Origin of the sequence: Bacillus sp. COPE52 (assembly GCF_003355115.1) — a bacterium.
Classification (GTDB): Bacteria; Bacillota; Bacilli; order Bacillales; family Bacillaceae_G; genus Bacillus_A; species Bacillus_A toyonensis.
This window is the reverse complement of the sequence record NZ_CP031292.1, coordinates 5,206,299-5,219,646: the sequence shown is the minus strand read 5'-3', so window position 1 is coordinate 5,219,646 and position 13,348 is coordinate 5,206,299. Positions and strand designations below refer to the sequence as shown.

Below are 13,348 nucleotides of genomic sequence, written 5' to 3'. Positions count from 1 at the left end.
CTCGTTTAGAATAGGAGGGGGATGGAGCTCCTGACAGAGAGGCGTACTTTGCCTCGGAGGAAGGCGCGAAGCCACCGAGTATTCTAGCCGCTGGAGCTGGACAATGAAGAAAAGCGGAAGCGGACTTTCGCTTTAAGTAAAAGGCAATCACACGATGGTGTGGTTGCCTTTTTGTATGGAGATAATAAAAAAATATAATTTTTATCAAACAAATATATGAAAGAGTTCGCTAATCCATTTGTGATATTTGAGGTGGCAGGAGTTACAATGCTTTTTGCTTTTATAGCACTTTTAGTATGTATAGCATCATGGGTATATACAGATGCAAAAACGCATGGAATAAGTAAGTGGTGGAGTGTGGTATCGATTCTATTACCATTCTTTATTGGAGTTTTGTTATATATGATGCGAAGAAGTAAAAAGAGAGTAGAAGGAGAACATATGATGAAGGGTATGAAAAAACAAAAAATAACGTTAGTTGCCATATTTGCAAGTGTAATGTTTGTATTACTCAGTGGCTTTGCTTTTGTCCAAACGTTAGATGATACGTGGAAAGCCGGAGATATATATTTAGAAAGCGAGAAGCAAGGAGAGGCAAGTTACGAGGCCAAGTTCTCATCATGGGATACTGCGGGGAAAGACATTGAGCTTGAGTACGAAAAAGATACAGAAGTAACATTTTTTTATGAAACAGATGCAAGACGTGGTAACTTATGCTTTAGTTTGTATGAAAGACAAGCGGAAAGTATGAAAGAGTTAAAAGAATCTGTGAATCGAAAAAAGGTACTTTTACAGTTACATTGAAGGCAAACGAAAAGTACGTATTTAATATAAGTGGTTTCATGGTGAAAGATGGATTTGTAAAAGTGAATTGGAAAGAGCAATAAGAGAGGCCCTATAAAGGGCCTCCTTTTTATTGAATTGTATAAGTAACAGAAAAACTAACAGGACTATAGTATACGTAAGGTGCATGAAATTGGACATACATATTTCCATCTGTTTTTGCAGCGAAAATTCTGCCGTAACCATCAGAATAACGCCCAATAAGGTTATGATTTGAGTCATAAACACTGTAACTAGGAGTTTTGCTGTTAGGATGAATTGTTAGTTCTTGTCCTTTTTGAAGGAAAATAGGTTCTTGTTCGGAACTACTTCCAGTTTGCAAAGAATAAAATTTTGTAAAGCTTTGTTCTTGAGCGGCGGCAGCCTTTGTTTCTGGAATAAAGGCGGTAGCTCCAGTAATTCCTGCTAAAGTTAACGCACCTGCTAAAATCATTTTTTTCATAGTAGAAAAAGCCTCCTTATTAGTTGTAATCATTTTTGTTACAGTTAATATTGTATACGATAATACATAGGAGAAAATATGCTTTTATGCATATATATTTTTTCTCAATAAAAAACCACCGATAAACTCAGTGGTCTTTTAAAGCATTAAGCGGCCTTCTGTTCAGTTTGAGTAACAGGTGTTTGAAGTGTATTATAAACTCCTGTCCCGATAACGTCTAATGCCATTTTCATACGTTCAGGCGAAATGTTTTCTAACACATTATCTTGAGGTGTATGGTATACCTTTTCAATATGATAGATTAATGGATTCCAGCTATCGACACCCATCCAAATAAATAGAGCGGCAGGAATACCAACTTCAGCAAACGGTACGTGATCACTAGAGTCGAATTTTCCTTGAAGAACGAGGTTATTATTTAATTGTTTACCCGCTTGCAGGGCTGCATCTGTTACAAGATTTGTAGAACCATCAGGTGTCATAGCGTATAAATTTTTTGCTTTATCATAATTTGTTGCAACCATATCAGCGTTAAAGACACCTAAAATACGGTCACGTTCTTTCTGAGATAGGCTATTTACATAATGGTCTGAACCAAGTAATCCAGTTTCCTCGGAGCCGAAAGTAATAAAACGAATTTCTTTATCAGTTTCTACATTTTGCAAAGCACGAGCTAATTCTAATACCAATCCAGTCCCAGAAGCATTATCGTTGGCACCAGGTGCTCCAACGACGCTATCATAGTGTGAACTTATAACGGCAGCTTTTTCATTACCTGTACTATTTTTTGGTTTCTTTTTCGCAATAACATTTAGAGAAGTTAAATTAGATTCATGTCTAGCTTTTAAAGAAAGGATTGTCGTTCCTTTTTTCGCAATTTCTTCTTTAAATGCATTTCCTTGAGCGTAAGCAAGACCAAATACAGGAACAGACTGTTTTTTCATTAAGCGGGGATTGAAAGTTTGTCCGTAGTTTCCACGCCCCCCAATTAAACTGTATAAAAGAACGCCTTTTGCACCTTTACTAACAGCATTTTCAACTTGTTTATTATAGTCTGCTACCGTTGTTCCTCTTTCGAATAGAACAATTTTACCATTAACTTCATTTGGAATATCCGCTAATTTTGTTCCACCTTTAACAAAGATAAGAGGGGCTGTAACAGCCTCTGTAGAAATTAATGCATTAGGAGCAGCACCGGCTTGCCAATTACGTTTTGTGGATAATGGCGATTCGATAAATCCAACGTACTGATCCGGCACTTGAAATGGCTGATATTCAACTTCATAGCCCATCGACTTAAGTTGCATACCAATGTAGCGAGAAGCCCATTCTTCAGACTTTGTTCCACCAGGGCGAGGACCAATTGTTTCGGATAAGAAACGGATATGTTCGATGGCACGGTTTGCATCAATTTGTTTTGTAATAGATGGAGTCTGTGTAATTTCTGAGGTGGAATCAGCTTTTGCTTGTCCGATTGGAGCTAAACCGACAGCAAGTGATAAGGCAAGTAAAGAGCTTACCATTTTTTGTTTCAACGATTTTATCATTTTTTCCTCTCCCATTCTTCTATTCTCTCTGACTGACAAAAGAAGACGGATAACGACTTTATTTTACCTGTGCACCATTTATTTTTCAATATTCTGACATTGAGAAATAAAAATGCTATATGCATATTTGCATATTTTTGGTGGAGATATGTATGCTATCATCTTAAATGAAGGTTAGCTTTCTGCTTGGAAAGCTCCTACATTGCATGAATCTAGTGTACCCAAACTTTAGATTATGTAGAGAAAAGAATCCACTGTAGGGTTTCTTTTCTCATGTTTGAATCATATGATGATAAATATGTTTCCGCATTTCATAATTATCATCAGTGATATATGTAAGGCATCCATATGAAAATACGAGGCTGTTCAAAGGTTTTCCGTACTTTTGGACAGCCTCACCCCGTTAAAAAGACGATACTTTATGTATCGTCTTTTTTGTATAAAAAAACATCCAATCAATTGAGAGATTAATTGGATGTGAAAAAAATTAATAATTTTTTTTTCGTTTTGTAGCTAAAATGCTTAACAATCCAGCGAGTAGAAGAACAATACCTACTGCTTGTGTAGGATCTTCTTTATGACCTGTGTTTGGAAGGTGTTTATCCGTATTTCGATCATTTTGCGGTTTGTTAGCTTGTTTGTCATCAGTTTCTTTTGATTGTTTTTCAGAAGTTCCGTTTCCGTTTTCCTCAGACATTTTATTGCCTTGTTCTTCGGATGTTTCATTTCCTTGATTTTCTTCTTTATTTGGAGGAGTAACTGGCTTGTTATCTCCACCTGAAGAAGATTCAATCTTTTTATTTGAAACTGTAAGTTGTAGTGGCGCAGCTTGAGCTTTTTCAATTGTAAAGTTTATTGGTGATGCATCTAATTGATAGCCTTCAGGAGCCTTTGTTTCCACTAATTGATAATTACCAGGCTTCAAATTATTTACGATTAATTTACCATGCCCGTCTGTTTTTAAACCTTCTCGAATTATTTTTCCGTCTTGATCTAAAATATTGAAAATGGCACCTTCAAGTGTTCCGCGGTGATCAATATCAACTTTAGTTAACTTAATTGAACCCTTTGTTAAACTATTTAGAGCTGTAACAGAGGCAATTTGAGATTGTCCTTTCGTGATTGTGAAAGGAATTGGATTAGGATTAGCATTTAAATCATATCCAGTAGGAGCTTTCGTTTCAATGAATTGATAGTCTCCTGGACGTAAATCAGAAACAGTAATTTTCCCATCTTTATCAGTAGTTAAATCAGTACGAACATCAAGTCCGTTAGAATCAACAATTTTAAAGATAGCCCCTTCAAGAGTAGTGCTGTCGATGTCGTCAAGCTTAGTTAATTCAACTGCGCCTTTCGTTAAGCTGTTAGTAACAGTAACAGAAGCTTTAGCTGTTTGACTCTTTTCAACAGTAAACTTGATAGGAGTTTGATTTAAGACATAATGTTTCGGAGCTTTCGTTTCAATGAACTGATAGTCTCCCGGACGTAAATCAGAAACAATAATTTTCCCGTTGTTATCGGTAGTTAAGTTAGTATGAACATCATTGTTTTTGTCATCGACGATTTTAAAGATAGCGCCCTCAAGAGCAGAACCATCGATATCATCCACTTTAGAAAGTTCGACAGCGCCTTTTGTTAAGCTGTTAGTAGCGGTAACAGAAGCGATTTTTTCTTGACCTTTTTTAACTGTGAACTTAATCGGTGTTTCGTTTAAGTCATAGTGTTCAGGAGCTTTCGTTTCGATAAACTCATAGTCTCCCGGTGGTAAGTTATCAACGACTAAACGGCCATTTTTATCAGTAGTTAAATCGGTACGGACGTCATGCCCATCCTTGTTAACAATTTTAAATACTGCACCTTCAAGTGTTGTGTTTTGCTTGACATCATCAACTTTAATTAACTCCACACTACCTTTCGTTAAGCTATTAATAGCTGTAACGAAGACATGTTTTGTTTGACTTTTTTCGATTGTGAATTTAATTGGTTCTTCATTTAAGTCGTAATGTTTAGGAGCTTTTGTTTCAATAAATTGATAGTCTCCTGGTTGTAGGTCTTTCGCGATGATTTTCCCATCTTTATTTGTAACTAAATTCGTACGAATGTCGTTACCATTCATATCAGTAATTTTAAATACCGCACCTTCAAGTTTTTCTTTCGTATTTACAGAGTCAACTTTTGTTAATTCCACGCCGCCTTTTGTTAGGCCGTTTTTAGCGGTAACAGAAACGTGAGCTAGTTGGCTTTTCTCGATAGTGAAACTGATCGGTGTTTTATTTAAATCGTAATCTTTCGGAGCCTTTGTTTCAATAAACTGATAGTCTCCTGGGCGTAAATGAGAAACAGAAATTTTACCTTCTTGGTTAGTAGTTAAATCAGTGCGAACAACATTACCTTTCGCATCAATGATGTTAAATGCCGCACCAGAAAGTGTTATATCTTGATTTACATCATCTACTTTAATTAATTCTACAGCACCTTCAGTTAAGCTGTTAGTAGCAGTAACTTGCAGTGTTTCTTTTTGGCTTTTCTTAACTGTAAATTTAATTGGTGTTTCGTTTAAGTTATAGTGTTCAGGAGCTTTTGTTTCAATAAACTGATAGTCTCCCGGACGTAAATGAGAAACAGAAATTTTTCCGTGTGCATCTGTTGTAAGATCAGTGTGAACATCGTTACCGTTCATATCAACGATTTTAAATATTGCACCTTTAAGAGCATTGCCATCAACGTCATCCAATTTAGAAAGCTCTACAGCGCCTTTTGTTAAGCCATTGGTAGCTGTAACAGAGATAGGGTCTGCTTGGCTCTTTGTGATTGTGAATGAAATCGGTTCTTTATTTAAATCGTAGTGTTTCGGAGCTGTTGTCTCGATAAATTGATAACTACCAGGACGTAGGTCAGAAACGCTGATTTTACCTTTTTGATTCGTAATAAGGTCTTTGCGAATTACAGTACCATTCATATCAACAATTTTAAATACTGCGCCTTCAAGAGTAGTGCCATCGACGTCATCCACTTTAGCAAGTTCCACGCCGCCTTTTGTTAAACTATTTTTCATAGTAACAGTAGCAATAGTTTTCTGGCTTTTTTCGATTGTAAATACAATTGGCTTTTTGTCTAAATCATAATGTTCAGGAGCCGTTGTTTCGACAAATTGATACGTACCAGGACGTAAGTTTTCAACAACGATTTTACCTTCACCGTTTGTTTTTAAATCTGTTTTAAGTACTTTGCCATCTTGATCTAGTAAATTAAATACCGCATCGGCAAGTTTTGTTTGATTGTTTAAATCATCAACTTTAAGTAATTCGATACTACCTTGTTTTAAGCTATTTGTAGCAGTTAAAGAAATTGCTTTCTTCTGTCCTTTTTCAATAGTGAATTTGATTGGTGTTTCATCTAAAACGTAATGCTTAGGGGCTTTCGTTTCGATGAATTGGTAATCACCAGGACGTAGGTCGTTAATTTCGATTATTCCTTGTTCATTTGTAACAAGGTCTTTATGAACTACATCACCGTTCATATTAACAATTTTAAATGCTGCATCTTTAAGAACAGTGCCATCAACATCATCTACTTTAGAAAGTTTAACTGCACCCTTTGTTAAAGTATTTGTAGCAGTGACATGAAGAGTTTCAGTTTGGTTCTTTTTAATTGTAAATACGATAGGTTTTTTATCTAAATCGTAATGTTCAGGAGCAATTGTTTCAACGAATTGATACGTACCAGGACGTAGATTTTCAACAACAATTTTACCTTCATCATTTGTTTTTAAGCCTTCTTCAACTAGCTCTCCGTCTGCATCTAATAAATTAAATACGGCGTTAGCAAGTTTTGTATTTATATCAATATTGTCAATCTTTGTTAGTTCAACGCTACCTTTTTTCAAAGCATTTTTGCCTGTAACATTGATCTCTTTCGTTTGACTTCTTTCAATTGTAAATGGAATCGTTGTTTCATCTAATACATAGTGCTCAGGAGCTTTTGTTTCAATGAACTGATAGTCTCCAGGGCGTAAATCAGAAACAGAAATTTTTCCGTTTTTATCTGTAACAAGATTCGTATGAACTTCCTTACCATTCATATCAACAATCTTAAAGATTGCACCTTCGAGCATCGTGCGATCGATGTCATCGATTTTTGTTAATGTTACTACACCTTTCTTTAAGCTGTTAGTAGCAGTAACATTAATATTTTCTTTTTGACTTTTTTCGATAGTGAACGGAATAGGGTCGTTGCTTAAGGTATAGTCTTTTGGAGCTTTTACTTCAACAAATTGATAGTCTCCAGGACGTAAATCAGAAGCAGTAATTTTACCTTGTTTATCAGTCGTTAAACCTGTGCGAATTACCTTTTTAGTATCATGAGCGTCAACAATTATAAATTCTGCACCTTCAAGAGTAGTGCCATCAACATCATCAACTTTAGTTAAAGTGACACCACCTGTAAGTAAACTATTTTTTACAGTAACAGGGATAGGAAGATCTTCCTTGCTACCTTTTTTAATTGTGAACTTAATAGGTTTTTTGTCTAACTTATAATGTTCAGGAGCTTCTGTTTCAATAAATTGGTAATCACCTGGTGCTAAATCTGGAATAACTAGTACTCCATAATCATCTGTTTTTAAATCTTTCATAATTTCGTTGCCAGTTGCGTCTTGTAATGTGAATACCGCGCCAGCAAGAGCTATACTGCTTTCCACATCATCTTCTTTAATTAGTTTAACTTTCCCTTTCGTCAAACTATTTTTAAATGTAAGTGGAATTAGCTTTTGTTGCCCTTTTTCGATTGTAAATTCAATTGGTTCTACATTTACATCGTAATAAGTAGGGGCCTTTGTTTCGATTAGTTTATAGTTACCAGGGCGTAAGTCGTCCACCACTAACTTTCCATCACTATTCGTAACAAGGTCTTTATGAATTACCTTTGTATCATCATTTGCATCTACAATTTTAAATACTGCACCTTCAAGTGTTTCCTTTTCATCTGCAGCGTTAACTTTTGTTAGCTCGATACCGCCTTTTGTTAAGCTGTTTTTAGCAGTAACGTTAATAGCAGTTGCTTGGCTTTCCTTAATTGTAAATTCAATCGGTTTTTTATTTAAGTCGTAATGCTCAGGAGCTTTCGTTTCGATAAATTTATAGTTACCTGGACGTAAACCAGTAGCAATAATTTTACCTTCTTGATTCGTAACTAATTCTGTACGGACATCTTCATTTTTGTTATTAACAATTTTGAAAACGGCACCTGTAAGTGCAGTGCCATCAACATCATCGACTTTTGTTAGTTCAACATCGCCTGGTAATAGACCATTTTCAGCTGTAATAACAATCGATGTTTTTTGACCTTTTTCAATTGTAAATTCAATTGGTGTTGATCGCAGTTCATAATGTTCAGGAGCTTTCGTTTCAATAAATTTATATTTGCCTGGACGTAAGTCAGAAGCTTTAATAGTTCCGTTTGTATCGGTAGTTAAATCCATACGAACGTCTTCATTCTTTTCATTAACAATTTTGAACATAGCTCCAGCAAGAGGAGCCTTTTTATCAAATTCGTCGACTTTTACTAACTCAACGGCACCAGTTGTTAAACTGTTTTTTGCAGTAATTGGAATGATACTTGTTTGACTTTTCTCGATTGTAAACGGAATTGGTTCTTTATTTAAGTCATAGTATTTAGGTGGTGTTGTTTCAATAAATTGATACTCACCAGGCTCTAAATCTTTAATGGATAAGGTTCCATCTTTTTCCGTTTTTAAGTTTGTACGCACGTCTTCGTTTTTGTCGTTAACAATTTTGAATACCGCACCTTCAAGGGTAGTACCATCAACATCATCAATTTTTGTTAAAGTCACGCCACCTTTAATTAAAGTGTTTTTTGCTTTAACAGAAGCTGCTGTAGTTTGGCTTTTTTCTATTTCAAATAGGATAGGTGTTTTGTCTAATTCATAATGCTCAGGAGCTTTTGTTTCGACAAATTGGTATTTACCAGGACGTAAATCTTTTGCTTCGATTTGTCCATGTTCATTTGTTGTTAATTTCTCATATCCAGTAATATTTTTTCCGTTGCGATCTTGAACAGTAAACTCTGCCCCTGCTAAAGTTTTATTATGATTATCAACTTTTGTTAAAAGAGCAGATCCTTTAGTTAAACTATTTGTCGCAGTTCGGTTTACTATTGTTGTTTGATCTTCAGAGATAGTAAAGCGAATTAGTTTGCTATCTAGTTGATAATGCTCAGGAGCCTTCGTTTCTTGTAAGTAGTAAGTTCCTGGCTTTAGTTTATCTATAATAATTTGTCCGTTATTATTTGTTGTTAATTCTTTGTGTTCTGAAATTACTTTTTTGTCTTTATCAAGTAGTGTGAAAACGGCACCTTGCAGTGTTACGTTTTTATTCAGGTCATCAGATTTTGTTAAAACTACTTTCCCGACAAATTTCTTATTTGCAAGTGTATATGTTGTAGTCTCTTGTGTACCAAGTTCCACGATTTTCCCTTGTTTTAAATCCCAGCTAATTACATAGCCTTCAGGAGCTTTTGTTTCTTTTAATAAATATTTATCGCGTTTTAAGTTATTAAATTTAGCAATCCCGTCTTTGTCTGTTGTGATTTTACGGATAACAGTTTTCCCTGTACGATCGTATAAAGTAAATTCTGCCCCGGCCAATGGTGCGTTCTTATTGTCATTATCTACCTTTATAATTTCAAGGTTTCCACGACCTTTAGTAGCAGATCCTCCGCCCGAACCAGAAGACATTCGTACTTCAATCGTTTCGGTAGTTTCTGTATTTGTTACTGTTAACTTATTGCCTGCGATTTTCGCTTTATTACTTACTTTTTCTTTATCGTCTGCATTAATAAGTGAACGATATTCTAAAATATAAGCTCGATCAATTTTTTTCAAGAAGGCAATTTCGAAATGTTGCTTTCCTGTATTATTGTCTGTTGTGATCTTTAACTTATAGTCTGTTCCTTGTTTTAATTCATTTGCTGTATCTTTTGTTAAATTTCCATATGGATCGACAGTTGTAGGATATAAGTGGAATGAATCGTCCACAAGTACCTGATTGTCTGTTGGATCGTCTGTTACAACTGCGTCTGCAATGGTTGATTGGCTTTCGTTAATTGCAATACTCCAATTAATATAGTTGTCATCTTGTACAGCTTTTTTTGTGACAAAGCTATCACCTTTATTTACTTGAGCATCACCTTTAAGAGTGTTAACAATTTTAGAGCCATCTTTTAACTCTGCCTCGTTTTTGTAGGTACCTTGGATAAGCTCACCATCAAGACTTGTTTTAAAGATAATATAATAAGGTGAATTAATTGATTGTTTGAAATGAACCTTTAGGGTGTTTTTATTTTTATCTGTAGGCTCTTCAAGTTCATATTGCTCAGTCGGTACAGCATTACCAGGTTTTGCGTTATCCGGACTTCCATTTAAAATCATGTCGCGCACTTCGATGGATCCTGGTACTAACTTTTGTTTATCTTGTATTACGTCTATAACATAAGGATCTTTAATCTCAACGTTATTATAATTAAAGCCTATTATCCAAGTGATTTCTTTTGTTTGGGCGTTATAAGAACCGTATTTATACCCATTCGCCTTTGTGAAAGCATCAGGATCAAAATTAGCTGCATCTTTATTTGATTGTTTGTTGGAATCTGCATCTATCCAAGATATGTTACCTGTATTTTTAAAGGAAGTTTTACCACTTTCCAATTTTGTATAGTCAAAGTCTGTTGTATATTTTACAACTAATGTCTTTGTCATATTAGACTGATATGTACCTATAAGGGTAATGTTGAAACCTTTATCCGTCACATCTAAAACATAGTCAGTCCCAGCTTGAAGAGTATAATCTCCGTCTTTAATTTCTAATTTCTTATCTTTTAATTGCAATCCACCATGATCAAAGGTATCCGTAATGATCGCGTTGTTTAATGGATAGTTGTTATTATTTACTATAATTGTCCAAGTTGTTGTTTTGTCTTTATAGTTTGTTTCAGCTTTATTATTAGATTTAATAATATTTTGCTGCTTGAAGCCGGCTTCATTTTCTTTACTTGAACCATTATCAGCTGTAACTGTATTTTTTACTTTTCCATCTGTTATGACGTTACCAGTTGGCTTTGTTTTATAGGTAATTACATAAGCACTATTAATATCCTCATTAAACTGTAGGTCGAATCCATTTTTCTTTTTACTTACAGTGTAATTAGTAACAGCGTCTCCTGTTACAAGCTTTCCTTTATCATCATATGAAGCATTTTTCACGACAATAGAATTTTCATCTAGTACATGTGCAGCGCCAAAAACATCTTTTAAAATTGCATCTGTTTTTTTGATATCTCTTTGATCACCATTGTAAGTAATTGTCCATTCAATCATTTGCGTCTTTGGATCATATTTACTCGTTTTGTTTAAATGTGTACCACGAGAAACCGTTACAGTAGAGCTTGCGTTTTGTTGCTTTTGATTATCACTCGTTATCGTAACGTTATTTTGGAAATTTTCAACATTTTCATCAGTAATTTTTGTGGTATATTCGATTTGGTATGCTTTATCGATGTTATCTTTAAAAGCAATCTCTAATTTTGAACCATCTGATGAAGTGATTTTGTAATCTGCTGGATCAGCTTCTGCACCACGTGTTGCGTTCCCATTAACATCAACTTCTAAATAATAAACTTTAATAGAATCTTTATTTAAGCTTGTACCTTGTGGGATGTTATCTTTAAAAATAGCGTTTTTAAGCTTATCTTTCGTTTTATTCATCTCTACTGTCCAATTAATTTCATTTGTATTAATTGGCCTATCAGGTAACCCTTTTTTATTCGTAGCTGTTTGGACATTAGGCTTAAAGTCAACTGTAATAGAAACATCTTTATCTTTAATTGGGAAAGGAATTTCTTGTGTTGTTGTACCTTTAATTTCAGCTTTATTAAATTCTGTCTTTAATTGTAGGTTACCGACAAGATCTGGATGTTCTTCAACATAATCGTTGAATGTCATTGTGACCTTTCCCTCTTTTGTAACAGTAAAGTTCCCAATTGTGTTGCTTTCGCTATCGTATAAAGGACTGTTAATTGTATTGTAAATCTTAAAATGTTTAGGAAGATCAAAAATATAGTAATCTCCACTTTTGACATTCATTGATTTTAAAAGTTCCCATGTAAACTCAATGTTGGCAGGGGAATCTGTACTTGGACGGTTATCCTCTGTAAATGGTTTTCCGTCTTTGTCCGTTAACTTTACACCTGTTAAAATGTTTGTTGTTATTTGCTTTGGACCTGAATTTGTATTCTCAGCAGGGTTGCTTGCTAGTTTTTGTTCTGGGTTGTCAGTGGCTTGCGTAGCTGCTGGATTTTGTTCCGGATTGTCAGTAACAGGTTTAGTTGCTGGATCTTGCTCCGGATTGTCAGTAACAGGTTTAGCTGCTGGATTTTGTTCCGGATTGTCAGTAACAGGTTTAGTTGCTGGATTTTGCTCTGGATTGTCAGTAACAGGTTTAGCTGTTGGATTTTGCTCCGGATTACCAGTAACAGGTTTAGCTACTGGATCTTGCGCTTGTTTATTAGTATCCTGTTTGGTTACATCTTCTTTAGAATCTTCTACTTGAACAGGAACTGAAATAGGATGAAGCATTGTTCCTAGAGGAAAAGCAATTTGAACTGATTTTTCTCCAGTTGTTAAAGTTGGGTTAAATACAGTATCAAGTTTAATTTTTCCTTTAGCACCTTTTGAAGTTTCTACTTGATCATTAAATAGTAGCTTTAATTTATTATCTTTAGCTGTTATAAAATATTGACCAATATTTTTTTGGTCTGCTACTAAATCCCCTTGCAAATCTTTAGATACTTTCAATGCAAGTGGTATTTGAAGTACTGCTGTCTCGTTTGCATGTACAACTTGTTTATCTTTTATTGACCAAGCGTATTCAACTTGAATGGTTGATCCTATCTTTATTAAGTTGTTAGGATTTTTTGCTTCGTCAATAATATGATTAGTTGCATCTTTCATTTCAACAGTGTCAAATAATGAATCCCCTGTTAAGGTTTCCGCTCTTACTTGATTGTATGGAAAACTAGCAAGCTGCGAAAATAGTACGAATACAGTTAAACATATATTGAAAAGTTTTTTCATTGTTCCTCCTCTGTACATTCCTTTGTCCATTGGGGACTTATTCCACATGAACAAATGGAATATTAAAAGTATTTGTTATAAGCGATTTGTTTTTGCTATCCCTCCATTTCTATACGCGTTCTCCGACAAAAAAGATGAATTCAATGTAGTGTTATTTAACGTAAAACAAAATGTATATTTACGCATTTCTATGGAAATATACACAATTCGACAAAAAATGTCGAAAAAAATACTGATATAAAAATGATATCAGACCTTTATAGGTGAGAGTTTTCATGTGAATCTAATAAAAAGAATGGTTATAAAGGTAAGTTTTACGATACATGCTAACCAAAGTAATGTATCCCTTTGTGAAGGCTTGCTTTTGCC

The 13,348-nt window shown here is 34.8% G+C and carries 3 protein-coding genes and 1 pseudogene; 1 reads left to right on the top strand and 3 read right to left on the bottom strand.

Features of this window, described 5'->3' with window-relative positions; translation table 11 throughout:
* Positions 1 to 216: 216 nt before the first annotated feature.
* Positions 217 to 887, top strand: a pseudogene (locus DPQ31_RS26485) (anti-sigma factor).
* Positions 888 to 913: 26 nt separating this feature from the next.
* On the opposite strand, the gene DPQ31_RS26480 reads toward DPQ31_RS26485, so the two are convergent.
* From DPQ31_RS26480 to DPQ31_RS26470, 3 genes are all read right to left on the bottom strand, one after another.
* On the bottom strand, positions 914 to 1,285 hold the full coding sequence (locus DPQ31_RS26480) for a hypothetical protein (protein WP_000738215.1): 372 nt from the start codon (positions 1,283 to 1,285) through the stop codon (positions 914 to 916).
* Between the two features lie 146 nt (positions 1,286 to 1,431).
* Positions 1,432 to 2,832 carry a M28 family metallopeptidase gene (locus tag DPQ31_RS26475; protein ID WP_098710738.1) on the bottom strand — a complete coding sequence of 467 codons (1,401 nt, stop codon included), beginning with the start codon at positions 2,830 to 2,832 and terminating at the stop codon, positions 1,432 to 1,434.
* A gap of 487 nt (positions 2,833 to 3,319) precedes the next feature.
* Complete coding sequence (locus DPQ31_RS26470) at positions 3,320 to 12,979, bottom strand: SpaA isopeptide-forming pilin-related protein (RefSeq protein ID WP_208731233.1); 9,660 nt, start codon at positions 12,977 to 12,979, stop codon at positions 3,320 to 3,322.
* Positions 12,980 to 13,348: the final 369 nt, after the last annotated feature.